Below are 24047 nucleotides of genomic sequence, written 5' to 3'. Positions count from 1 at the left end.
ATTGAACGCTGTCGTGGTGGCGTATGTAGTCTATAATGAGTTTGAAATATGACCTAATTTGGAGCACATGGGAATTGGCTACTATCCTTGACGTCCTGGACAACTATCTCAGCGCGTCCGGCGCGTCCGTCGTTGACAGGCTGTCGGGACGTGCACTCTGGCACCTCGGTGAAGAGGTACAGCGCTTCGCTGCCTCCTATGAGCCACCGCGAGCCGAGGCGGGAAATTTTCCCATTTACATCGGCGGCTGGCCTTCTGCCAACTTTTTTTTCGCGGATCAAGGCGAGCTTGTCCTATCGTCACTACTGTACTGCGGGCAGGTTATCGCGAAGGATCCAATTTCCGACTGGTTCTCGCCAGACAGGTATCTCAATGACCATGTGATGGCTGGTCGGCCCGGTTTCCTCAATAGCCAGGGTGAACCAAATGTTGTCGGCACGCGGGGTTTCCTAGCGAACGTCATCCCCGCGCTCCAGGCACTTCGTCCACTCATCGAGTCTGGCGCACTCATCCTTGTTCCGAGCGAAACATTTGTTGCACGCAACCGGGAAGCTGTTGATCAGGTTCGAGATCTTCTTTACGAACGTCTAGCGCCAAAGGTCGATGAAATCACCGGTCGATTCCATCCCGCTGACCTTGCAGTAGACGATCGGGTACGCGGAATGTTCGTGTTCGCAGGCGGGGAAAGGGAAGCCCAACTTCGGCGTGCGATCAAATCCTCCCTGCTTCATTTTTCCAGAGAGTGGCTTCTGGCGCGGGGCTATGGCGCAGAGTACGCCGCGCCTTGGGCTTACGAGCAGTACCTCTGCGAGCAAGGGCTTGACACGTTGCTCTCCGAGAGTGAGCACCAAAGGGTGGCCAACGCGCTGCTTCACTCCGAGCTACCAATATTTCAGGGCCTCACTCCCCGAATCGTTACTGATGTACGCAATGACGACACCTTCAGCGAGTTTCGAGCCAAGCTGTTCGAGGTGTACCGGTCTGTGCCAGGATTCCAAGCAGATGACAGCTACGTTCGCCACCTCGCTCAAACCGAAGAAGCCGTTCTGCGGCCAGTATTGGACAGAGCAGAGCAAGAAGCAAAGCGCGGCTTCCTCAGCAGGCTAGGGGTTGGTTTGGCCTCAGGTGCTATTTCGATAGGTGCGCGCTTACTTTTTGACAGCTATACGGGTCAACTTGGCTGGAGCAGTGCTGCCCGCGAAACGATTGGCGTTATTGCCGACAGGGTACGACTTGGTGGCACGCGCGACCCGCTTTCGGTCTGGACGAAGCTTTACAGACACCAGAGATCCGTATCGAGCGAATTGCGCCGAGCGACTGCACAACCGGGCAGTGTACCGGCAAGTCCTCCATGGATGATTGATGACCAACCATCTATGAATATCCGTGTATCGCCTGGGCTTCTTCTGTTCGATGAAGTAGCAGAGTTCGATGTATCGCCACCGACGGGGTACCAATCTGGCCCATATCGGGCATGTGGCTGTGGTAGTGGGCTCAAATGGAAGTTCTGCTGTCAGGGTGTAACAGCTCAAACGCTGATGTCGTTCCAGCCCGGCGCCTGGCCCAGGAGTCGTCGAGTCTCGTAGTCCGGGTTCGCAAGACCCCCGATGGGGTGCGCCTAATCGGACAGCGCGACTCAGCGCAGGCTGCCTTTGGTCCGTAGGTACTTGATGATCGTTTTGTTCAGTCTGTGCTGGGTAAGGGCCACCAGCTATATAAGCAGGTCGAACGGCTCGTTATCGGATCTTCGGTAACGGGCCGTTTCCGATCCTGGCCCTTACGTGGGGAACATTCGGGGAGCGGGCCCGCTCCCCGGTGACCACTTCCGTTAACCGATTGTCCGCTCCACGGCTGCGCACTTCCTGGTCGGAAATGTTGTCACGCGCCGTCGGGTCGGGTTCGGGGAGCGTGTTGCTCCCACCGGGCCTGTAGGCCGTCCACGAGACGTTGCTCGACGACGGCGCTGACGTGGCTGTAGATCCCCCGGCGGCGGGTCGTCACGCCCGCGACTACTACGAGGCCTCCGCCCCAACCGGCCGCCCATCAGCGGCAACACACCTGCGCAGCCCCGGCCTGGACGGACGGGAATCGGCGGACGCCGGTCGGTTCCCACGTTCACCACTGGACTTGACCCGATTCGACGGACAGGGTCGATAAGTTGATCTCACGCTAGCTTGCCGAGTGGTCTGCTGGTATAGGCGGTGGCCTCGTAGGCGGCGGGGCTGAGGTAGCCGAGGGTGGAGTGCCGGCGGCGGGTGTTGTACCAGCCCTCGATCCAGTCGAAGATCGCCGTGCGGGCGGCGGCCCGGGTGGGCCAGGCCCGCCGGTCGAGTAGCTCGGTTTTGATGGTGGCGAAGAACGATTCGGCGACGGCGTTGTCCCAGCACTGCCCCTTGCGTCCGGCTGAGAGTTGGACGTTGTGCCGCTTCGCGAGGTGGGCGTACTGGCCGCTCGTATATTGACAGCCGCGGTCGCTGTGGAAGATCACCGGCCCGGTCGGTCGTCGTGACGTGATGGCGTTGGACAGGGCTTGGGCGGGCAGGTCGGTGCGGAGGTGGTCGGCGGTGGCCCAGCCGATGACCCGGCGGGTAGCCAGGTCGATGACGGTGGCCAGGTACAGCCAGCCCTCCCAGGTGTTGATGTACGTGATGTCGCCGCACCATCGGGTGTCGACGTCGGCGGGGCTGGTGGTGAAGTCCCGGCCGACCAGGTCCGGGCGCGGGGTTGCCGCCGGGTCGGGCACGGTGGTGGTGCGCCACCGCTTCGGTGTCCGACCGCACAGACCCGCCGTGCGCATCAGCCGGGCGATCCGTTTGCGGGAGTGCCGCCGGCCCTGGGCGCGGAGTTCGGCATGTATCCGTGGGGAGCCGTAGGTGCCGGCCGAAGCGTCATACACCTGCGCGACCCGTTCGGCCAGCTCGGTGTCGACCCGCTGGCGGGGCGACGGGCCGGCGGCACGGTGCTGGTAGTAGGCGGACCGGGAGACCTTCAACAGCTCACAGGCACGCTTCACGTTGCCCTGCTGCGCCTTCTCCGCCTCGATGAACGGGTACACGTTCACCGGGTCTCCTTCGCGAAGAAAGCCGTGGCCCGTTTGAGGATGTCCACGTCCTCACGCAGCCGACGGTTCTCCTGCCGCAACCGCGCCAACTCCTCGCGCTCCGCGCTGGCCAGCCCGTCGGTACGGGTCCCGGCGTCGAGGTCGGCCTGTTTGACCCAGTCCCGGACCGCCGTCTCGGTCAGGTCGAAGTCCTTCGCGACCTGACCGACCGTACGGTCACCCCGCCGACACACCTCCACGATCTCCGCCTTGAACTCCGGCGTGAACGCCCTGCGCGGCCGGCGTGGCTTCTTACCCATGCCTTCCATGATGAACATCCTCCCGAGGGCCCACAGCCCCCTGATCTCGGATGTCCGTCAAACCGGGTCAGGCCCATAAGACGGCTTGAGGAGCCAAACGTCCGGCCACGGGTTGTCGCTGCTATCGGTGAAGCGGCCACTCGTCGGCCTACGGTTTGTCACAAGAACGGCGTTCGGGCCGAAGTTGTAGAAGTCGATCGACACGATCACGAACAGCTTCAGGTTGTCGAAGTCGTCTTGCTCGACGTAAGCGGGCAGGGCGTGAATGATCTTGCCGTCCGTGTCTTCGAGATGTCGGTGAAGCTGCCCGCCCTGCACGGAAATCGAGACCTGCGGCGCTGATGCGTCGTACCTGGCGTACACGCTCTCCAAGAACGTACGCTGGGCTGCGCCACGCGCCTCCTCGGCGTGCTCGGCCTGCCGCGCGGCTTCCTCCCGTTGCCGTTCCAGCGCGGCCTGGTTTTGCTCCAGCTCCTCTCGCTGCGTCGCCACCTGCTCCGTGAGCGTGAGTACCTGTCGGCGACCCAGCAGCATTAGCTCGAAGGTCAGGGCGGTGTAGCCAACTGCGGCCATGGCGGTCAGGGCAAGGGACAGCGCTTCCGGGCGACCCTGAAGCGGCCGGTAGGCCAGGAAGAAGGCTGTAGCGGTGACAAGGGCTTCTACGAGCCACCGAGGCATGTATCGCAGGAGGGATGGGCGGTTCACGCCGGGCAGTCTCCCACTCTGGACGTGAGCCGCCTTCGTGACGCGCCGTAACCGGCTTCTAGAACAGCGTCGCCGCTTCTTCCTCGGCCGGGTTGCCCGTTGTCAGCAGCTTCACCTTGTCCACGCCCAGCTTCAGCGTGACGGCCGCGTGGTCGGTTAGCCGTTGTTCGCGCGTCTCATGCAGGTAAGCGCAACCCGTGATACGTCCGGCCAGCTCCCGGCCGACGTGGAGGTAGTCGTACCGGTAGCCGTCTCCGGTGCGCCCGATCCACGAATACGCCTGCTCGCCGGGCGAGCACCGTTCGTGCGCGTCGACCAGGCCGTGAGCCTCCAGGGCGTCAAGCAAGCCGAACTCGAAGGGCAGGAAGCCCGGATGCAGGGGCGTGTGCGTGCGAGCAATGACGTTGTAGTCGCCGCCGAGCACCAGCCAGTCGCGCAGCTCGGGCGGCAGCTCGTCAAGCGCTCCCAGCAGCGAGCCGACGAACGCCTGCTTCTTCTCGGTCTTGTCCGCGCTCCGGTCACGCGACGGCACGTACACTCCAAGAACGGCCGTCGTCGGCTCGGTGTCGAGCACCGCGGCTGCCACCCGGCCAGGGATGGTGACGCTCGCGAACCGGGCGGACAACGGCTCGGACACCGCTATGCGGCTCACGATCGCCGTTCCCCGGTCGCCGTTGGCGTCCGGGGTGTGCACCACGACGTACCCCGCCTGCAGGAACCGGTCGAGTAGGTACGCCGTGCCTGTGCCACCGCTTGTCTCCGTCAGGATGAACACGTCTTCTGGTCGAGCTACCAGCCAGCGCAGCATCGCCTCGGCCCGCTCGCGCGAGGCCGCTCCGATGTTCACGGTCAGGATCGAGAGCACAGCGTCTCCACCTGTCAGTTCTGGTACTTGTCGAGCCGCTTGAGGATATCGGCGACGATCCGCTCAGGCGTCCTGCCACGGCAATCGACCGTGACCTGTTCCCAGTCGTGCCGCCGCAGGAAGTCCATTGCTTCGCGGTACAGTGTCAGCTCGCGGCCGGGAGAGCCGGTCAGCTCCAGGCGGGACAGCTCGGCCCGCGAGGTGAGCCGTTCCCGGATCACGTCCGGCTCGTCTTCGAGGTAGAACGTGACGGTGGGCGGCAGCACGTAGGCGTTGTACCGCCATATCTCCGACAGACTCAGGCCGTCAACCCGTTGCAGGACAAGGGAAGACTGCACGTACCGGTCGCTGACGACGTGATGCCCGTCGTCCAGCAGGGGCACTACTTCCGTGTCGAGGTGCGCGTAGCGGTCGGCGGCAATCGCCAGCGCGAGCGCCCGCCCGGTCAGCACCGCCTCCGAGGAGCGCAGGAGCCGCCCAAGTGGCGTGTTCGACGGCTCGGTGGTCAGATACACCGGTACGTCGTACCGTTCCCGCAGGCGCGTAGCCAGCAGGGTAGCGACGGTGGTCTTGCCAACACCGTTCGGCCCCTCGATGGCGACGAACATGCCGCTCATGCTGGCACCGATCTCGGTGGCGTCGTAGATGACCGGCTCATCGTGCGTCGTGATTTCGTTCTTGTCTCCTCTCGGTTGATTGATCTGTTCCATATGTAGTTGTTCCTTGCTTACGTTGGTAGACAGCATGAACCAGGCCGCCCGCGCGTGGCAGCCTGGTCTCGCGCCTTATGTGTCACGCCTCTTGTAGCGCCTTGCCCCGTTTGCCCGAAGTATCCGCCTGATGCTGCTCAGGCTCCGGTCGTACCGCACAACCAAGTCCTGTACTGCCGCCCCGTCGAGGTACGCAGCAACCAGCTCGGTAACGTCCTCATCGCTCAGGACGCGCCGGTTGTCACCGCTTCTGTGAGGTTCACCGAGGCCCGGTTCGTTGGTCTGATCGTTCTGTTCGACGCGCCGCAGCACGTCTACCAGCGGTTCCAGGAGATCACGCCGGTTCGAGTAACGACGCAGTAGCTCCACCAGTCATATAAGCAGGTCGAACGGCTCGTTATCGGATCTTCGGTAACGGGCCGTTTCCGATCCTGGCCCTTACGTGGGGAGCATTCGGGGAGCGGGCCCGGTCCCCGGCGGTGACCACTTCCGTTAACCGATTGTCCGCTCCACGGCTGCGCACTTCCTGGTCGGAAATGTTGTCACGCGCCGTCGGGTCGGGTTCGGGGAGCGTGTTGCTCCCACCGGGCCTGTAGGCCGTCCACGAGACGTTGCTCGACGACGGCGCTGACGTGGCTGTAGATCCCCCGGACGGGCCCGCGCCGGCAGGCAGGAGACGGATGCTCAGCTGCGATCCCAGCTCACGGAACCCAAGCGCACGGGCTACTCGACGTGACGCTTCCGGGCGGGCCCGCCACTGAGGTAACAAACCACCATCCAGTGCATGACTGACGGCTGCGGCGGCGACCATGCGCGCATACCCTCGCCCGCGCTCGGTCGGAAGGGTCAACACGCTGACATGGGCGGTGCTGCTCGGCCACGTTCGATAGCCCGCCGCCGCAATGACCTCCGACCCAGCACGCACGACGAACATCGGTGAGGTGACCTCGGCCAGGCCCGACTCGCCGGCGTCTTCAGCCGGCACCGAAGCCAGCAGAACTCCCAGCTCGGCCGGGCCCGCCGGGACCATCTCCACCAGGCCGAACCCGACCGGGCGGAAACCGGCCACATCGCAGTAAGCCAAGCTCGCCGGCCCCAGAATCTCGACGACAGGCAACCTGCCATCGACCACCGCAGGGTCAGTCATGGCGGTCAACGGGAGACCACTCAGACCACCCCGCACGATCTCGGCAGTGTCGCCATCAGGCGCGGTCCCGATCGCCGCGCTTCCGAGACCGACGACGCCCACCCAACCTGGCGGGCACAGCAATGACCGGGGAGAGACTGTCACGTCGATCGCCGCATCCTTGAACGCGACCGGCGCCCCGGCCAGGCCGGTCCAAAGCCGCCGCGCGCGGTCAAGGAGAGGATCATCGATCACGGACGCATGATGGCAAGCGGCGCGCAGGGGCGCCACCGAGAAATGACGACGTACGCACCCTGATCCTGGTGATCGACCAATCAGTGATCGACCAATCAGCGACGGACCGTCGCGGGTCCGCCCAGTGACACGGCCCCACACGACCTACCCATTCCGACAGTTGTGATATCCGACGTCGCCAGAGGGGGGTATCCGACGAGTACCGCAACCGGCTGGTGCAACGGGCGTTGCGCTGCCGCCACAACGACCTCTGGGACGACAAGTGACCAAGAAGATGGGGTACGAGTGGCGGCTGCGCATACGCATGGCCGAGAAGGCCATGTACGTATGCCGCCGCCCCAGCCGAGCCGGTCGCCGCGCCCGGGTCGGTCCCGCCGGTCTTGATGTTCCAGGTGACGGGACGCAGGGTCACCCATGCACCTCAGCCGGCGCCGCGCGCGTTGGGTCGTAGCACCCACCACAGCAGGCCGACCCAGAGCGCGGTCAGGATCGCGGCGCCGAGCAGATCGGTCGGGTGGTGCATGCCGCGGTACATCCGGGACAGCGCGACACCGGCAGGCATGATGACCGCGAGCATCACGGCGAGCCAGCGCCACCGGCTGTTCACCCGGCCCATGATCAGGACCGCGATCGCCACCCAGATGCACATCGTCGCGGCGATGTGCCCGGACGGGAACGACGACGTGGGCATCGGGTTGTCGAGCTGCGGCACCGGCGAGCGGTCCCGCTGGACGGCGGCCGCGGTGCACAGGAACAGGGTGAGCTCGCCGATCATGGTGAGCACCACGAACACCACCGGTCGCCACTGTCGCCACACGGCCAGCGCGATCGGGCAGAACACCAGCGAGATGGCCAGGATGGCGTGGGTGTCGCCGGCTTTGCTCCACACCCAGCTCACGTCGTCCAGGGTGGGGGTGCGCAATGTCTGCAGCCACCGGACCACGCCGTCGTCGAAACGTCCCAGCCAGGTGCCCTCGGTCTGGTTCTTCAACAGGTAACCGACGACGTACAGGATGCCGAACGTGAACACCCAGCCGGTCAGGATCTCGGTGGCCTTGACCCACCGGTGCGGGATCGGGCGGGTGGAGTCCGGCGCTGGTTTGATCACCTCGGCGGCATCCGGTGCCAGGCACCGGTCGAGCGGCGCCACCGGATGCCCCGCCTCGCGCCGCCACAGCCGGAACGCGTACGCGGTGACGCTCAGCCACAGCGCGCCGAGCAGCCAGCCGGCCAGCACGTCGGTCAGGTAGTGTACGCCGAGCGCGATCCGGGTCACCCCGATGGCGACCACGATCAGCGTGACGGCGGTGGTGAACAGCTTGCGGTAGCGCACCGCGGGCAGGAACACCAGCAGCAGCGCGCCGTAGACGACCATCGACCCGAGCGCGTGCCCGCTCGGGAAGCTGTTGCCGGTCGCGGCCGCCACCGGTGCCTCGACCACCGGGCGCGCCCGGCCGACCAGCGACTTCACCGACGGGTCGAGCAGCAGCGCGCCGGCGGTCGTGGCCAGCAGGTAGACCGCGAGGCGGACCCGCGGGAGCATCAGCAGAAGCAGCGCGGCGACGCCGACCAGCCAGAGCATGACCGGCCGCCCACCCAGCCGGGTTATCTCGTTGAGCGCGTTCACCAGATACGACCGGGGCGACACGACCTCGTTGAGCTCCCGGGCGACACCGCGGTCGACGTTCATCACCGGCTCCAGGTGCAGCCGGACGAGGAACAGCAGCAGCCCGAACCCGAGTCCGATGGCGACGACCACCAGCAGCGGCACCCACCGGCCGGCCACCTGACCGGGCGGCGCTTCCTCGGCCGGCGCTGCGTTGACCGCCATCAACAGCCTCCAGTACGAGCTACATCGCTTATCCGATGCCGAGTTCGTACCGAGCGAATCTGAGACGACGATTAATGGACGTGCGGCGACGGGGAAGTGGTACCGCGGTACCACCATTCCCCTCGTAGCGTGAAGGCCAAGGCTCGGGGGACAGCGGTTCATGGCTGAGACGAGACGGCAGTTCGATCCGGAGTTCCGAGCGGGCGCGGTGATCCGCGTGGGTGGGGGCGCATTCCGCAACGTTCGCCGGGTAATCGGGTCGTCGCTGGTGTGGTCCCCCCGGGCTGCCCCGCCTGATGAATTCGATCATGGGGTGCGGTGGGCGGGGGTGAACGGCGTCGAACGGATGTCAACGGCGCTCAAGGGACATGACCTGACCTGCCCGAACCCCATTCGGACAGGTCCCGGAGCACATGATCATTTACGGTGATCCCTGGGGCGGGTCCGAGCGATGGTTGACGTCGTGCGGGAGATTTCCTCGGGCGGGTTTGGTGGAGGCGGTGTCGGGTCGCTTCGCGGGCGTGAGCCGAGGGCGACGAGGGCGTCGGACGAGGTGCAGCGGGGGGCGGCGTCGACCCGCGCGGCGGGATCGGCACCGATCGCCCGACAGGTGCGGAGAATCTGGCGACCAAAGATCGCTAGCCCGCTGAGCAGCCGGCTTGTATGCTCGATTGCATCGAACTACCTCCATGTCTTACGGGGGCGGGGTGGGCGTGTTCAACGCGCAAGACACGACGGCGACCGCCGTCGCCTCGGCTGTCGCGTTCGGTGTCAGTGAGTGGCGGCCGGTGCCCGCGACGCGGGTGGACAGGGTACTGATCCGGGACCAGCTATACCACCGCCACGCTGGCCCGCGTCGTTACTTCTGGCTGCTCGACGAGGGCGTCCAGCTCGTCTACGAGCCGTTCGGCTGGGTCGGCGAATGGTACGTCGACGTGGTGGAGATCGACACCCGCGGCGATGCGGCCGACCCCGTCTACCACGTCACCGACGCGTACGTGGACATCGTGGTCGAGGGAATGGGCCCCACGTACCGGATGATCGACCTGGACGAACTGGCGCAGGCGCTCGTCTCGGAGCGCCTCGACCCGACTCGCGTCGCGGGCGCCCTGCTGCACGCGCAGCGGTTCGTGGAGAGCTATCTGCATCGCGGTGCCCCGTTTCCGCCGCCGCAGATCCGACGCCACTTCGCCGCAGACCACCATTATCCCCCGGTGCCACGGCCATGACCGAAACCACCGCCGGCCCACTGGTCACGGCGCTCGCCAACGCGTTGCGCGAGTGCCCCTCGGACCAGCCGGCGGATCCGGTCGCGATCGCCGAGATGTTGCCGGAGACCGATCTGCCGATCCAGCGACGGCACAAGGTGGCGGCGCCCTATTTGTGGGCTCGTGCGGCGCGAGGTGGACTCGACGACGTGGCCATGGCCGAGGCAACACGCCAGCGACGGCGAGCCGCCGTCCTCGCCGACGAGTTGGCCTCGGTCAGCCGGCTACTGCACGCCCACGGGGTACCCTTCGCCGTGCTGCGTGGCCCTGCCCTGGCGGCCTGCTACCCGCGAGGATGGCCGCGCGAGGCGAACGACGTCGACCTCGTCGTACCGACGGTCGCCGAGGTCCGACCGGCACTCAGGGTGTTGGGCGAGGACGGTTACGTGGTCGCCCGCCCGATCGTGTGCCGACGCGACCCCGCCGCAGGCGGCAACTGGCTCGGGGTGGCGCTCAACAAGACCCGGGCCGACCTCGAACACCCGATGTATCTGGATCTGACCGTGGGCGGGCCGGCGATCGACCGGACGGCCTGTGTCGCAATCGGACAGTCAGGGTGGGCACAGCGCCGCACCGTCACCGTCGCAGGGCAGGCCGTGCCGGTGTTCGCCGGCTCGACACTGGCGCTGATTCTGGCGGTCGAGCTGATGGAGCGGGACGACCCGATCGGGCGCGACCTGCTGGACTACATCGTCGTGGCGCGGCAACGGCCGGACTGGGACTGGCTGCGTGGCCAGGTCGACACCCACCGGATCGGCGCCGGGCTCAACCGGCTGGCCGGCCTCGCAAGCCTTACCGGGCTGTCCGAAGAGGCCGACCGGCTGCGCTGGTTGGCCGGGACCGCCCGGCGGCGGACGGGACTGCGGCGGGCCGGGCTGGCCGTCACCGACCGGATGTACCGACGGGTCGTCACCGGCGCACCGCGACTCGCGCTGGCCGCCGTCGAGCACTTGCCGAGCCGTGTCTGGTACCACCTGGGCCTGCCCGTCTACGGCTACCCCCCGCACCCTGTCGACGGGCCCGTCCGGGGCAGCGGCGGCGCTACCGTCGCCTCGCTGCCGGGGTTCCGGGCCCGGATCCGGCCCACCGCACGAGCACAGGAGGTGGACGACATCTTCACCGGTTGCCAGCCGGCCCCGCCCGGGGCGCCGCTCACCACACCCGAGCTGCGGTACTGGCAGGAGGTCCTGACCGAGCAGCTCGCCAGCGCGGCCCCGCCGGGTGGGGTCGACCGGGCGCACGGCGCCACGTACGTCGAGGAGACCATCGTCGCCGACGGCGGCGCGGACGGCACCATGGGGATCCGCCGCGAGGGACAGCTCGTCGCGGCCGGACGAGTGGTGGACTGCCGGCATCCGCTGACCCTCGCGTGGGACCGCCGCATCGAGGGACTGTGGGGCGATCCGGACTGCCCCGGGGCCGTCGCGGAGCTGCTCGAGCTCGTGCCGGACGACCTTCCGGTGCAGGTGACCGTGCCGGACCGGGGGACCGCCGAACACCTCGCCGACCCGCTGCGCGAGCACGGGTTCCGCCCGGAGGTGGTCGTGGTACGCAGACCGGTCACGGCGTCCGACACGGCCAGTCCGGGCGTACGCCCCGCCACGGCCGCAGATGCGCCGTTCGTCTGCGAGTGCCTCGGCACGGCGGTCGGCCGTGGTCTGTTCGGACGGTCGCCCGCGGTGGACGTGTCCGAGTGGGTGCGGGACCGCTTCGCCGACGTCACCCGGGACGGGGCGGTCTGCCTGGTGGTCGAGGAGGCCGGCCGGTTGCTCGGGCATGCGTACGCGGTCCTGGCACCGGACCGGTACCGGGCCGGGAGGTGCGGGTTCGTCGTGGACGTGTTCGTGGTTCCCGACGCACACGGGCGAGGACTGGCCCGTGCCCTGTCAGAGGCGTTGGAAAATGCTCTCCTGCGGTATGACGTCGCGGCGTTGGAGAGCGAGGTGGCGTTGCGCAGTCCTGGGGTGTCCGGGTTGCGGGCCAACCTGGCGACGGCGGGCTGGGTCGACGACCGCGTGCGTTGGGTCCGCGAGGCATGACAGTCCCGTTCGCACCGCCACGGAGACTGCCCGGGCCGACGGAGCCGGTGTGGGTGGCGCGGCCACCGGGCGGCCCGTCCGCCGTCGTGGTCCTCCTGCACGGCCTCGGCGAGAACCGCACAGGCAACAACTACCTGTTCCGGGAGCTCGCGGAGGGCTGCCTGCGCGCGGGCTTCGCAGCAGTCCGGTTCGACCTGCCCGGCTGCGGCGAGAGTCGCCAGGAAATCGACATCCGCACCTGGGATCTCCGAATCGCGGAGGTGACCGCCGCGATCGACCGGTGGTCTCCCGGCACGACGGTGCACTGGGTGGCACGGGGCCTCTCCGGCGGCCTGCTGCCCGACCGGTCCGGCGACCGGCTCCGCGTCGTGCTCAGCCCGCCCTCGTCGGCCGATCTGCTGTCCCGGCTGCCCGTCGACGCGGCGACGCTACGGCCGCGGATCCCGCTGGCCGCGGACGAGGCCGCGCTCTGGACGGCGTTGGGCGCGGAACCGAACCTGGTCGGTGGGCTACGCGTCCCGTCGGAGCTGGTGCGGGCCCTGGCCGAACGCCTCACCCCGGCCCGGTACGACCTCGCCGTCCTGCCGGCGGAGGACCCGGCCGCTGGCCGGGCGGTGCCGTTGTCGACCGCCGGCCCTTCGGTACGGATGGCGACCGCCGATCCGCTGTTCCGGTTCGAGTCCGACCGGGTGGCGTTGGCAAGGCTCGTTCCGCAGCGGTTGAGGAGGTGGCGACAGTGGCTTCCGGCACCTTCGTGACGGTCAGCGGTGTCGACGGCAGCGGCAAGTCGACCCTGGTCGCGGCGCTCGCGGCGCGGGCGCGGACCCTCGGGCGGTGGACCGACGTGGTGACGCTCCGCCCGCTCCAGGGCGATCCCGAGCTGGTGCGCCGGGTCCGGCGACTCTCCACTCCGGATCCGGCGTGGCCGGTCCGGGAGCGCTGGCTCGCCGGATACTTCGGCGTGCTGCTGCTCGACGCGGCCGAGCGTCTGGTCCTGCCCGCTGTGCGTGACGGTGCCCTCGTGGTGACAGACCGTTGGGTGGTCGACCACCTGGTGAACCAGTCGTACTTCGGCGTCGACCTTACGGAGTGGGTGCCGGTGCTGGAGCGGTTGCCGGCGCCCGACCTCGCACTGTGGGTCGACGTACCAGCCGACGTCGCGGGGGTCCGGGTCTCGGCGCGTACCCGGCCCGGTGTCGGTGCGGGTGAGCCGTTCCTCCGGCACGCGGTCGCCCGTTTCGCCGAGCTGGCCGCACCGACGCACGAGCGGGTGGACGGCACCGCACCGCCGGAGCGTACGGCGGAGGAGTGCCTGGCCAGGATGCTCGTGCAGCAGTCGGAAGGGGCGGCGTGAAGGGCGCCGACCTACGCGAGATCGTCACGATCGACGGTCTCAGCGGCGTGGGCAAGACGGCGGTCGCCCGCGAACTGGCCCGGACGCTCGGCTGGCGATGGCTTTCCGCCGGCATGGTCTACCGCGCCGTGGCAGCGGGTGGCGAAGCCCGCACGGATACCACCGTTCCCGCGATCGAGTTCGTCACCGCAGCCGACGGCATGCTCGACCCGGTGGTGCGGATCGGGCCCCACCGGTTCGGTGAGACCGACCTGCGGAGTACCGAGGTGGCCGCGCGGGCGAGCCGACTGGCGGTGGAGCCCGCCGTACGCGCGATGGTGCGGGACGCGGTGACCGCCGCGGCGGCGACAGCCGGCCTCGTCCTGGAGGGGCGGGCCACCCGCGACCTGGTGCCCCGGGCGTTGCACGTGTACCTCTGGGCGGACGGGGCCGAGCGGGCGGCTCGGGCCCATGCCATCGGCGAGCGGGTGGATCCCGGTCGGGACGCGCGGGACCAGCGCCGCACGGCGCAGCCGCTGCGAGTGCACTCCGGCATGACGGTCTGGAACTCCACCCGGTTCGCCCTGGCGCAGACGGTCGCCGGGCTGGCCCGGCGGGTCCGGATCTCGCTGGGCAGCGCGGCGCCGGAGGTGGTGCTGCTCCGCGCCGGCCCGGCCGTGGCCGCCAGCGCGGAGCCGGCCGGGACCGTACGGTGGCACCTCGTCGACCCGGACGACCCGGCCGCGGCCGAACTCCTACCCTCGGCCGACTTCGCCGTCTGGGTACCGCCCGGCGCCCGGCCGACCGCCCGCTGGGTGGACGCGCACCTCACCGTCCTGCTCGCCAGCAACGACGTCGTGACGGCCGGTGCGCCGGCACTGTCGGGTCTCGCGCCGGTCGATCGCATCCTCAACGGATCCGGTCGCGTCGGCGCCCAGCAGAACACCGGATTCACCTGCGACATGCTCGCCACGCAGCCCCGCGCCGGGCGGTCCGTGCCCGACTGGTGGACCGCCGTTGCCGCGGACGCCCGGTGGGTGTACGTCCCCGGGGCCCGGTCCCCGGTGCCGGTGCCGGACGAGGTGCTGCACCTGCGCCGGTCGACCGAGCTGGACGCCGTACTGGACGGGTTGGCCGGGTCCGACGGCCCGGTCGTGGTGGTGGACCACGTCGGGGTGCCGACGCTGGCACTGCTCGTCGCGGCGGCCCGTCCGGCGGGCGGGGCGCACGTGGTAGGGCCGGAGTGGTGGGAGGCCGGATGACCGAGCGCGAGGAGCGGTACGTCGAGGTACCCGGCGGGTGGTGCTACACGGTGCTGGACCGTCCGGTCGCCGCTCCGAGGGCGATCGTGGTGTGCGCACACGGGCTGACCGGTGACCGCAGCGGCCCCGCCGAGCTGCTCGCCGACTGGGCGGTGGGGCTCAGCGCGACCGGTGCGGCCGTGCTGCGCTTCGACTTTCGTGGCTCCGGCGAGTCATCCGGTTCCTGGTTGGACACGACATTCGCCGGTATGACGAGCGACCTCGTCGCGATCGGCGAGTGGGCTCGGGCGTCGATCGGCGCGGTGCCGCTCGTCACCGCCGGCATCAGCATCGGCGGGGTGCCGGCGGCTCTTGCTGCACCGGACCTCGACGCGGCGGGGACGCTGCTGATGTCCAGTGACCTGATCGAGGATGTGCGCTTCGAGGTGGCGGAGAGCATGCCGATCCGCGGAGGCGAATTCCACCTGCCGCACGGCTTCTTCCGGGAACGTGAGCGACTGCGCCCGCGCAGCACGCTGGCCGCGCGCGGCCGCCCCTGGGGGCTGGTCTACGGCGCCCGGGACGACAAGCTGCGGCGGGCGGCGACCGAACTGGCAGCGCTCGGCGCGTGGGTGCGGGAGATCGCCGACACCGACCACCTGTTCGGGTCGGTCGGGGCCCGGGACAGCCTCCTCGAACACAGCACCGGCTTCGTGGCCGACCTCCTCGGTGCGGCCCACGCGGCCCGCGAATGACGACCGGATCGGACGGCCGGCAACCGATGGAGGAGTACGTACGATGCGCATCGCTCTCTGCCTGATCGTCAAGAACGAGTTGCCGTTTCTCGACCAGTGCGTGGCGAGTGTCCGTGGCCTGGTCGACCAGGTCGTGATCGTGGACACCGGCTCCGCCGACGGCACCGTAGAGCGGGCCCGGGCCCTCGCCGACGTGTTCGTGGAGTACCCGTTCGACGGCGACTTCTCCGCGGCCCGCAATGCGGCACTGGAGCGGGCCGAGGGTGACTGGGTGGTGTTCCTCGACGCCGACGAGCGGCTACCGGCTAACGCCGTGGAGCCGCTCCGGCACACGCTGGCAGCGGCCGGCGACGACGTGCTCGGCTACCGGCTGATGCGATACAACTTCTTCGCGACCGGTTCCTTCTACAGTGGGCGGGAACTACGGGTCTTCCGGAACCTTCCGCAGGTGCGCTACCGGCGCAGAATCAACGAGTCCGTCGCGGACGCGATCCGGGACGCGGGCGGCCGGGTCGAGGCCGCGCCCGTGCTGCTCAACCACTTCGGCCACTGCCGGCCGGTCGACGCGCGCGAGCGCAAGGCGCACCGGTATCTGACGCTCATGGCGGAGCAGCTCCGGCAGCAACCCGACGACGGCGTGCTGGTGGGCTATCTGGGGCTCATCGAGCGGACCCTCGGCAACTTCTCCACCGCGCTGCGGCACTCCGAGGAGGCGGTGCGGATCGCACCTGAGCGGGCGACCGTGTGGCTGTTCCGGGGGCACGTCCTGCGTTCCGTCGGCGACGACGTGGGCGCGCTGCAGGCGTATCAGCGGGCGACCGCGCTGGCACCGACGTCGGCGGCCGGGCACAACATGGTCGGCGTGCAACGCCACGTGCTGGGCGATCTCGACGAGGCCGCGCGGGCGTACGACACGGCTCGTCGGTGCGACCCGCAGCTCGTGCACGTGGACATCAACCTGGGCCTGCTCGCCCAGTCCCAGGAGAACTGGACCGACGCGGTGACCCTGTTCCGCCGCGCCGGCACGGCGAATCCCGCCTTCTTCGACGACCGTTGGCACGGCCGGGTCGAACGCGACCCGTACCGGCCGTTCTACAACGAAACGGTCTTCGGCTACGCGGGCCTCGGATACCACCTCGGATACTGCCAACTCCGCGCCGACGACGCCATCGAGCTGTCCGCCGCCGAGTACTTGGAGGGCACATGGAGTTCCACTGGTTCCTACCGCTGAGTCCCGACGTCGAACAGATCGGGCTGTGGCCGGAGGAAGGGCCCGAGCCCACACTGCCGTACCTCACCGAAATCGTCACCGAGGCCGAGGCGGCGGGCTGCGCCGCACTGCTCGTACCGGCGACGTTCCGCAACCATCACGATGCGCTGATCGCCACGGCCGCCGTGCTGGCGCGTACGGAGCGGGCGGCGCTGCTGGTCGCCGTACGGCCGTTTCAGTTCCATCCGGCGCAGTTCGCCAAGATGACGGCCACGCTGCTGTCCTGGTTTCCGGGTCGGATCCGGCTCAACGTGGTGGGTGCCGGTGGCGACGAGCCGGCGATGCTCGGGGTCGGCGACGACCGGGAGGCGCGGCAACGCCGGATGGCCGAGTGGATGGAGGTGTTCACCGGCGTACTGTACGGGGGCCGGACGTTCTCGTACGCAGGTGAGTTCTACCAGGTGACCGACTTCCTGATGGTGGAGTCGCCCACCGAGCGGGTGCCGATCTACCTGTCCGGGTCGTCGGCCGTCGCGCGATCCCTGCTCGCCCGCTACGGCACCCACTACCTGATGTACGGCGTGCCGCCCGATGCCGCCGCCGCGGAGGTGACGGGCCTGCGGGTGGTGCCGGACCTCGCTGCCGTCGGGATCTGCATGCGGCTACACCTGATCGTTCGGCGCACCAGTGCGGAGGCGTGGGCCGCGGCAGACCACCTCGTCTCGCGGGTCGATCCCCGCGTCGCCGCCATCATGAGCAACGAGCGGCACGAGGCGGAGTCCAAGCTGAATACCGTGCACAAGCTGGCCACCTCGGACGACCTGGTCGTGGCGCCAAACCTGTGGGCCGGGGTCGGGACGGCGCGGCGTGGTGCGGCGCTGGCGTTGGTGGGCGCCCCGGACGAGGTCACCGCGCGGCTGGTGGAGTACCGCGACCTCGGAGTCGACAGCGTGATCGTGTCCGGTTACCCGAAGCTACGCGAGGTGGTCCGGTTTCGTGAGCTTCTGCTTCCCCGGCTGCGGGAGGCGGGTCTCGCATAGCCGGTGCCGCTCGTCGAACCCTTCGGGCTCGAAGGCGCGTCGTGGCCGCGCCAACGCACGGCGCGACCACGACAACGGCTTACTTCTTGCTGCTGCTCGGTCCGACCTTGTCGGATACGACCACGACGCAGTCCCTCATCTGCAGCACCCCCTCTCCGAACTCGGTTCACCGGCGGGCCGTGCCACGGACTACTGGTATACGGCGACGCGACAGGGTTTTTCGATGCGCACGTCGCCGTATCGCTTGCGCCCGCCGGAGCCTGGTGCGAGCTTGTTTCCGCGAAGCTGGGACAGGGTGTGTGCGGATTGCTCGCCGTCGACGATCTCGGGAAGGCGGGTGGGGTGAACGCCGATCCGCACCTGCATCTTTTTCAGATACTCGATTTGTTTGATGATGCAGTAGCTGCAGTCCAGGCAGGTTTCGATGTTCTCCGACCAGGCGAACCAGGACGAGGTCATCTCGAGTTTGCGCGGCGCTCCGATCGTCAGAAGGTTGTAGTTGCTCAGGAGGTTGTCGACGTACACCTCGGCGCCGGTCAGCATGCGCACGAAGTTGATGTCCCCGGTCGATCCCTCGTGCAGAACCACCCGGTCGTCGCCCACCTGCAACCGGTAGCCCAGCGACGCCGCCACCTCGATCTCTCCGGGCGTGCCGATGTCGTGGACCCAGCAGCGGCGCTGCCGGGTCCACGCCGCGGCACAACTCGTCTTGTGGAAGGCCCGCACCCCGAGTTCGTCGCAGTAGTCGAGCAGACGCAGCTCGACCGGACGCTCGATCTGCTTGCGCTTCTTCGCGTCGTGCAGCCCGCCCAGCACGAGTTGCCCGGTCAACTCCGCCGCGGCCTGGGCGAGCCGGCGCAGGTGTTTCGGGCTGTCGTTGCGGCGGCGGATGATCGGCCGGGTGAAGACGAAGACGCTACGGAACAGGCCGGTAAGCGCGGCGATGAACCGCAACCGTTCGTCGAACGAGATGCCCCCCTCGTCCAGGCCGGTCAGTGAGTAGTACACGATGATGTTGTCGTTGTCGGCGATCTCGGCCAGCCGGGCGAGCACGTCGGGGTGGTAACCGGCCTTGGTGAAGATGGCGATCGGCGCCCGGTGAGTGCGCAGCTCGGCCAGCTTGGTCACCGTGTTCGCCACCTGTTCCGGGATGAAAGGATCGCCGTAGGTGTCGTTCACCGAGATCGGAATTCTTCTGGTCCATTCCGGTGCGTCGTCACCCGCATCCACCATCATCGAGTCTTCGTGGAAGTCCGTCGCCCGATCGAGGACCGTTAGCTGAAGCGTCCCCACCGGATGCGGGGCGACTGGCTGGGTGCGTGAACTGTCGGATGGCAAGATGCCTCCCCCGTGTCCTAATAGACCAACCGCATCCACCAGAGTAGATATTTATACTTGTCAAGGCAAGCCGTTTGGTGGGAGGTCACCACCCATGCTCAGGGAGGCACCGTGTCGTCACTACCCGCTGCGATTTCCGCAGCTGCCTTGCCGCGGTTGAGGATGCCGAACCATATCCGGGACGCGATCGCCGCCGCCGACTATCCCGACCCGACGGTGTTGGCGGACCCCGTCCAACAGCGCCACTCGCTCGACGCCCTCTCCGCCGGCATCCCCGGCCTGGACGCACTGCTGGCCGAGGCGCGGAGCCTGGTCGACGCCACCGGAGGCGTCATCGTCGAAAACTGTGCGATACAACCGGACGAGGCGGTGGCGGTGCTCTCCTCGGCGTTCGGCCCGGTGGTCGTGGCGGGCAACGGCATACCGAGCGCACTCGTCTTCGACGTCACACCCCGGCCGACCGCCTCGGGACTCTCCGACGCTGGCACGTCACGCGGAACCGGCGAGTTCGGTCTGCACAGCGACTCCGCCAACTTCGCCCGACCGCACGCGTTCGTGGCCCTCGGGTGTGTACGCGCCGAAGTCGGCCATGGCGGGGAGTCGCTGCTCGTCAGCGCCGAGGCGATCGCGTCGACGCTGTTCGCCGAGGATCGTCGGCACAGCCTGCGGGCACTCGCCGAGCCGGTCTTTCCGTTCCCCAACCACGAAGGGATCGTGCACGGCCCCATCCTGTGGCACACCAACGGACGGTGGTGGGTACGCTACCGCGAGCCGGCCTCCACCGCGGCCGACCGCTGGCCCGGCCTGGACGAGCCACACACCACCGCGCTGGCCGACTTCGAAGCCGTCCTCCGGCGTCCCGACCTGGTCGCCGAGTTCGTGCTCCGTCCCGGCGACCTGTTCGTGCTCGACAACCGACGCTGGCTGCACGGCAGGCGCGCATTCACCGCGGCGGCCAACCGACTGCTCAAGCGCTGCAAGATGCTCCTACCGCCGGAGGGCGTGTCCGAAGTAGATCCCGGCCGGGCTCCCGCTCCGGCCGCCCCCTGACCGGCCCGCGCCGGGCACCACCCGCCGTCGAGACCACTCGACGAATCCGTCGTGGGCCGCCCTACCGGTAGCCTTCCGCCTGGCGGTGGTACATCCGCGCGTACCGTCCGCCGCGCGCGATCAGCTCCTCGTGCCGACCCTGCTCGGTGATCCGGCCGTCGTCCAGCACGATGACCAGGTCGGCGTCCCGCACGGTCGAGAACCGGTGCGTCACGAGCAGAGTGATGCTGCCGGAGCGGCGGGCGGCGGCTGCGGCCATCCGGCCGAAGCGCTCGAACAGTGCGTGCTCGGCCGCCGGGTCCATCGCCGCCGTCGGCTCGTCCAGCAACAGGAGCAGCGGGTCGCCGCGCATGCAGGCCCGAGCCATCGCCAGCAGTTGCCACTCGCCTCCGGACAGGTCCACCCCGCCGAACGAGGTGCCGAGCGGGGTGGCGTAGCCCGCCGGCAGCCGCTCGACCAGTTCGGCAGCGCCGGCCCGCTCCGCCGCGGCCACCGCGTCGGCCTGGTCGAGCCGGCGCAGGTCGCCGAGGCGGATCGCCTCCCCGGCGCGCACCTGGAACCGCACCCCGTCCTGGAACGCGGCGGACAGCCGCCCGCGCCAGGAGGCCGGGTCGAGCTGCTGCAGCGGGACGCCGTCGACCTCGATCCCACCGGACTTGGGCCGGTACAACCCGGCCACGAGCTTCACCAGGGTGCTCTTGCCGGCGCCGTTGACACCCACCAGGGCCACGGTGGCACCCGCCGGCAGGTGCAGGTCGACGCCGCGCAGCACCCCGTCCACGCTCTCGCCGTACCCGAAGGAGACGTTGCGGAGCGTGATCCCGTGCCGCAGCCGTGCCGGCGTCGGCCGGTCCCCGGAGTCGGGCCGACGGGCCCGCTCCCGCAGCGCCTGGTAGTACTCGGTCACGTGCCCGGCCAGCGAGGCCCGGTGCGCCGCCTGGATGGCGAAGTTGATCTGGACGAGAAGCTGGGTGCCGAGCGAGAGCACCAGCACGGCGTCTCCGACGGTCGCGGTGCCCCGGGCGACCATCCGGCTCACCACCAGCAGCGCGGCGACCAGTCCGCCCACGTACGCCGCCCAGCCGAGCACCTGCCAGGCCGCTGCCACCAGATGTGCCCTCGCCTCGATCCGCCAGGCGCCGCGCCACAGCTCGGCGGCTCGGGCGCCGAGCATCGGGGCGGCCCCCGCGACCAGGACCTCCTTCGCCGACTCCGGGCGCAGGATCGTATCCTGCAGGCGCTCCTCAAGCCGGATCGAACCCGTCGCGCGCTCCCGGGCGTCCCGTACCCGGCGCAGCCCCGCCCGGTTGGCCAGCAACGGCGGAACGGCCAGCGCCACCAGCAGCCCGAGGACGGGATGAACGTCCGCGAGCAGTCCGACGCAGAGCATGACCCCGAAGGCCGCGATGGCGAGCTCGCTGATCGCGCTGAGCCCGCCGGCGAGCTGCCAGGTGCTGTTGCGGAGCAGCGACGCCCGGTCCAGGAAGCGCGGATCGTCGAAGTGCTCGAGCGTGGGGATCCGGGCGGACCAGCCGACGATCTCCCGGTTGAGCAGGATTCCGAACCGCTCGATCAGGTAGAGTCGGAGGTTCGACTCGATCCGGCCGCAGGCCGCGGCCATTGTGTGTGCGACCACGCCGACCGCGACGGCGGCGAGCAGGCCGGCCACCAGGCCGTCCATGGCGGAGTCAACCAACCAGCGTTGGCTGAGCCCGGTGCCGGCGGTGCTGCTGGCGAGGGCGAGCGCCATCACGGTGACCCCGGCCGCCCGCCACCGGTCGCCGGCAGTCGTCAACCGGACCAGGTCGGTCAGCATGGTCCAGCGGCCGCGCACCGAATCGCGTATCCGGTCGTAGGGCCGGCCGGCCGGGCCGCGCGCCACGGGAGCCGCGGCGCCGCCGTTCCGACTCACGACGACCGCCCCGGAGCGGCGAACCGGGCCGCCTGCAGGCGGTACAGCCGGGCGTACTCGCCCTGCCGCGCCATCAGCGTGTCGTGGTCGCCGGCCTCCGCGATCCGGCCGCCGGAGACCAGCAGGATCGTGCGCGCCGGCCGCACGGTGGAGAGTCGGTGCGAGATCAGTACGACGGTCACGCCCGGCATTGCCGCCACGATCTGTCGGTGGAAGTCGGCCTCCAGCTCGACGTCGAGATGCGCGGTGGGTTCGTCGAGCACGACGATCCGGCGACCGTGTGCCACCGCGAACAACACCCGGGCCAGCGCCACCCGCTGCCACTGGCCGCCGGAGAGGTCGACTCCGCCCGGAACCCCCGACCACAACGGGGTGTCGATCCCGTCCGGCAACCGGTCGACCAGCTCGGACAGACCCGCGCGATCGATCGCGGCCCGTACCCCGGCGACGTCCTCAGCCGCCTGCGGCGCTCCCATCGCGAGGTTCGTCCGCAACGACTCGGGATACCGTACGAAGTCTTGGAAGAGCACGGCGAGCTGGGTACGCCAGGCGGCCGGGTCGATCTCGCCCAGCGGCACGCCGTCGACGGTGATCCGACCGGCGGTCGGCTGGTACAGGCCGGCGAGCAGCTTGATCAGGGTGGTCTTCCCGGCACCGTTGCGACCGACCAGCCCGATGACCGTGCCGGGCCGCAGTTCGAGGGTCAGCTGGTCGAGCACGATGCCGGATGCGCCCGGATAGCCGAACGTGACGCCGTCGAAGCGGACCATCGGCGGCTGCTCTCCCTGCCCCGACGCGCCGTCGCCCCGCGAGCCGGACGGTGGGACCGCCGTGCCGGTCGCCGCCACCCCGGGCGGCCGGGAACCAGGGGCCGGAGCGTCCGCCGGGCGCGCGTACCGGCGCAGCAACCGGTCGTGCGCGGCCACGGTCAGCGCGCCGTACTCGATGTCGAAGACCTCGGTGCCCAGGAAGCTCAGCCCGAACAGCCCCCAGGCGGCGAGCACGCAGGTGACCATGGTGCCGGCCCCGATGGTGCCGTGCAGGGCCGCGTACCCGGGGACCCCGAGCGCGAGCCCGGCGGCGAGCGCGGACAGCGCCACGACCGGACCCTGCGCGCGCACGGTCCGGAGGATGGCACGCCACGTGGCGGCCATTCCGCCGACCTCGTCGCGTTGGTACCGCCGCACCGTCCAGTAGTCCAGACCGAAGATCCGCATTTCCTTGCCGGCCTCCGGTTCGGTCGCCAGCCCCGCCCAGTACCGTGCCCGGCGTTGCCGCCGGCCGTCCCCGCGCCGGATCTCCGCGATGTGCATCCAGTGCCTGCGCAGCAGGGCCCGGATCGTCAGGGTGATCGCCAGCAACGCGACGGCGAGCAGCACCGAGAACCGGGCCAGCACGGCCGCACCGGCCAACCCGCTGGCGAGACGGAGCAGCAGTGCGGTCTGGCCGGTCGCCGCCGCCCCCGGGGAACGAGCCCGACCGTTGCCCAGACCGAGGTCGCCGGCCTGTTCCGCGTCGGTCTGGAACGTCGAATCCTCGATCAGCCGCAGATCGGCCGGGGCCATGGCCAGCTTCCGCAGGCGTTCCCGCAGTGCGCCGTTGATGCTCTGGGTGACGACCGTGCCGACGAAGCCCTGGAGCGACTCGGCCGCCCTGCCGGCCAGCATCAGCGCGCCCAGGATCACCACGGCGCCCAGTACGTCGTCCCGACCGGCGGCGGGGGAGTCCGCCCCGTCGGCCAGAACGGCCACCAGATGCCCCCCGGCCAGCGCCACGAGCACGGGGTTCAACTCGATCATCGCCCGGACGGCGACCAGGCCGACCGTGGCCCGGGGGTCGACGAGCCGGAGCAGCCCGAGCAGACGCAGCCGCTGCCGAGTGGCCGCGACGCGGCGGACCCCGAGCCCTCGTACCGAGCCGATCACGCGCCCGAGCGGCGTCGCCGCCGCCGGACCGGTCTCCGTCGCTGGCTCCGCAGGGGTGGGCTCGGCGCCGGTGGTCGGCGCCAC

General features: G+C 69.3%; 20 protein-coding genes. 10 read left to right on the top strand and 10 right to left on the bottom strand.

Translation table 11 applies throughout. The features are described 5' to 3' along the window. The first annotated feature begins 35 nt into the window (after positions 1 to 35). A complete protein-coding gene (locus ACN28C_RS28260) occupies positions 36 to 1586 on the top strand; it encodes a hypothetical protein (protein ID WP_422770558.1) in 1551 nt (516 codons plus the stop codon). A gap of 578 nt (positions 1587 to 2164) precedes the next feature. On the opposite strand, the gene ACN28C_RS28255 is transcribed toward ACN28C_RS28260, so the two are convergent. The 7 genes from ACN28C_RS28255 to ACN28C_RS28225 all read right to left on the bottom strand — a co-directional run bounded on the left by ACN28C_RS28255 (position 2165) and on the right by ACN28C_RS28225 (position 8852). Further along, positions 2165 to 3061, bottom strand: a complete 897-nt coding sequence (locus ACN28C_RS28255; RefSeq protein ID WP_422768992.1) for an IS3 family transposase — start codon at positions 3059 to 3061, stop codon at positions 2165 to 2167. Further along, positions 3058 to 3360: a transposase gene (locus ACN28C_RS28250; RefSeq protein WP_018735371.1), complete on the bottom strand. Its 303-nt coding sequence runs from the start codon at positions 3358 to 3360 to the stop codon at positions 3058 to 3060. The genes ACN28C_RS28255 and ACN28C_RS28250 overlap by 4 nt, the downstream gene beginning before the upstream one ends. Before the next feature lie 57 nt (positions 3361 to 3417). Beyond that, on the bottom strand, positions 3418 to 4065 hold the full coding sequence (locus tag ACN28C_RS28245; protein ID WP_422770557.1) for a hypothetical protein: 648 nt from the start codon (positions 4063 to 4065) through the stop codon (positions 3418 to 3420). Positions 4066 to 4123: 58 nt separating this feature from the next. Beyond that, positions 4124 to 4930: an endonuclease/exonuclease/phosphatase family protein gene (locus tag ACN28C_RS28240; RefSeq protein WP_422770556.1), complete on the bottom strand. Its 807-nt coding sequence runs from the start codon at positions 4928 to 4930 to the stop codon at positions 4124 to 4126. A 14-nt stretch (positions 4931 to 4944) separates the two neighbouring features. Beyond that, positions 4945 to 5640 carry a dTMP kinase gene (tmk, locus tag ACN28C_RS28235; protein WP_422770555.1) on the bottom strand — a complete coding sequence of 232 codons (696 nt, stop codon included), beginning with the start codon at positions 5638 to 5640 and terminating at the stop codon, positions 4945 to 4947. A 397-nt stretch (positions 5641 to 6037) separates the two neighbouring features. Next, positions 6038 to 7021, bottom strand: a complete 984-nt coding sequence (locus ACN28C_RS28230) for a GNAT family N-acetyltransferase (protein ID WP_422770554.1) — start codon at positions 7019 to 7021, stop codon at positions 6038 to 6040. Between the two features lie 421 nt (positions 7022 to 7442). Then, entirely contained in the window at positions 7443 to 8852 is a 1410-nt protein-coding gene (locus tag ACN28C_RS28225) for a phosphatase PAP2 family protein (protein WP_422770553.1), read from the bottom strand. 713 nt (positions 8853 to 9565) lie between these two features. On the opposite strand from ACN28C_RS28225, the gene ACN28C_RS28220 reads away from it, so the two are divergent. Genes ACN28C_RS28220 through ACN28C_RS28185 form a run of 8 tightly spaced genes read left to right on the top strand, consistent with a single transcriptional unit; the run spans position 9566 to position 17738 of the window. After that, positions 9566 to 10081, top strand: a complete 516-nt coding sequence (locus tag ACN28C_RS28220) for a DUF402 domain-containing protein (protein WP_422770552.1) — start codon at positions 9566 to 9568, stop codon at positions 10079 to 10081. Then, positions 10078 to 12159 carry a GNAT family N-acetyltransferase gene (locus ACN28C_RS28215; RefSeq protein WP_422770551.1) on the top strand — a complete coding sequence of 694 codons (2082 nt, stop codon included), beginning with the start codon at positions 10078 to 10080 and terminating at the stop codon, positions 12157 to 12159. Before ACN28C_RS28220 ends, ACN28C_RS28215 begins: the two co-directional genes overlap by 4 nt. A 53-nt stretch (positions 12160 to 12212) precedes the next feature. Further along, entirely contained in the window at positions 12213 to 12917 is a 705-nt protein-coding gene (locus ACN28C_RS28210) for an alpha/beta hydrolase (protein WP_422770550.1), read from the top strand. Further along, entirely contained in the window at positions 12896 to 13513 is a 618-nt protein-coding gene (locus tag ACN28C_RS28205; RefSeq protein WP_422770549.1) for a hypothetical protein, read from the top strand. Before ACN28C_RS28210 ends, ACN28C_RS28205 begins: the two co-directional genes overlap by 22 nt. After that, complete coding sequence (locus ACN28C_RS28200; protein WP_422770548.1) at positions 13510 to 14754, top strand: (d)CMP kinase; 1245 nt, start codon at positions 13510 to 13512, stop codon at positions 14752 to 14754. The genes ACN28C_RS28205 and ACN28C_RS28200 overlap by 4 nt, the downstream gene beginning before the upstream one ends. Further along, entirely contained in the window at positions 14751 to 15488 is a 738-nt protein-coding gene (locus ACN28C_RS28195) for an alpha/beta hydrolase (RefSeq protein WP_422770547.1), read from the top strand. Before ACN28C_RS28200 ends, ACN28C_RS28195 begins: the two co-directional genes overlap by 4 nt. 43 nt (positions 15489 to 15531) lie before the next feature. Next, positions 15532 to 16719, top strand: a complete 1188-nt coding sequence (locus tag ACN28C_RS28190) for a glycosyltransferase (protein WP_422770546.1) — start codon at positions 15532 to 15534, stop codon at positions 16717 to 16719. Next, positions 16692 to 17738 carry an LLM class flavin-dependent oxidoreductase gene (locus ACN28C_RS28185; protein ID WP_422770545.1) on the top strand — a complete coding sequence of 349 codons (1047 nt, stop codon included), beginning with the start codon at positions 16692 to 16694 and terminating at the stop codon, positions 17736 to 17738. Before ACN28C_RS28190 ends, ACN28C_RS28185 begins: the two co-directional genes overlap by 28 nt. A gap of 189 nt (positions 17739 to 17927) precedes the next feature. Here ACN28C_RS28185 and ACN28C_RS28180 read toward each other — a convergent pair whose 3' ends face one another. Next, a complete protein-coding gene (locus ACN28C_RS28180) occupies positions 17928 to 19076 on the bottom strand; it encodes a hypothetical protein (protein ID WP_422770544.1) in 1149 nt (382 codons plus the stop codon). 162 nt (positions 19077 to 19238) lie between these two features. Between ACN28C_RS28180 and ACN28C_RS28175 the strand changes: the two genes are divergently transcribed. Beyond that, complete coding sequence (locus tag ACN28C_RS28175; RefSeq protein ID WP_422770543.1) at positions 19239 to 20126, top strand: TauD/TfdA family dioxygenase; 888 nt, start codon at positions 19239 to 19241, stop codon at positions 20124 to 20126. Between the two features lie 61 nt (positions 20127 to 20187). On the opposite strand, the gene ACN28C_RS28170 is transcribed toward ACN28C_RS28175, so the two are convergent. Together ACN28C_RS28170 and ACN28C_RS28165 are read right to left on the bottom strand one after the other, a co-directional pair. Then, complete coding sequence (locus ACN28C_RS28170; RefSeq protein ID WP_422770542.1) at positions 20188 to 22038, bottom strand: ABC transporter ATP-binding protein; 1851 nt, start codon at positions 22036 to 22038, stop codon at positions 20188 to 20190. Next, positions 22035 to 24047 carry an ABC transporter ATP-binding protein gene (locus ACN28C_RS28165; RefSeq protein ID WP_422770541.1) on the bottom strand — a complete coding sequence of 671 codons (2013 nt, stop codon included), beginning with the start codon at positions 24045 to 24047 and terminating at the stop codon, positions 22035 to 22037. The genes ACN28C_RS28170 and ACN28C_RS28165 overlap by 4 nt, the downstream gene beginning before the upstream one ends.

The organism is Plantactinospora sp. WMMC1484, assembly GCF_049315195.1.
In the GTDB taxonomy this organism is placed as follows: Bacteria; Actinomycetota; Actinomycetes; order Mycobacteriales; family Micromonosporaceae; genus Plantactinospora.
The sequence above is the reverse complement of the archived record's forward strand: the minus strand, read 5'-3'. Positions and strand labels throughout refer to the sequence as shown.

Bases quoted from the DNA above. Each gene is read 5' to 3' on its own strand.
- ACN28C_RS28195 (WP_422770547.1), top strand. From the start codon at position 14,751: ATGACCGAGCGCGAGGAGCGGTACGTCGAGGTACCCGGCGGGTGGTGC.
- ACN28C_RS28225 (WP_422770553.1), bottom strand. From the start codon at position 8,852: ATGGCGGTCAACGCAGCGCCGGCCGAGGAAGCGCCGCCCGGTCAGGTG.
- ACN28C_RS28175 (WP_422770543.1), top strand. From the start codon at position 19,239: ATGCCGAACCATATCCGGGACGCGATCGCCGCCGCCGACTATCCCGAC.
- ACN28C_RS28215 (WP_422770551.1), top strand. From the start codon at position 10,078: ATGACCGAAACCACCGCCGGCCCACTGGTCACGGCGCTCGCCAACGCG.
- ACN28C_RS28250 (WP_018735371.1), bottom strand. From the start codon at position 3,360: ATGGGTAAGAAGCCACGCCGGCCGCGCAGGGCGTTCACGCCGGAGTTC.
- ACN28C_RS28185 (WP_422770545.1), top strand. From the start codon at position 16,692: ATGGAGTTCCACTGGTTCCTACCGCTGAGTCCCGACGTCGAACAGATC.
- tmk (WP_422770555.1), bottom strand. From the start codon at position 5,640: ATGGAACAGATCAATCAACCGAGAGGAGACAAGAACGAAATCACGACG.
- ACN28C_RS28260 (WP_422770558.1), top strand. From the start codon at position 36: ATGAGTTTGAAATATGACCTAATTTGGAGCACATGGGAATTGGCTACT.
- ACN28C_RS28190 (WP_422770546.1), top strand. From the start codon at position 15,532: ATGCGCATCGCTCTCTGCCTGATCGTCAAGAACGAGTTGCCGTTTCTC.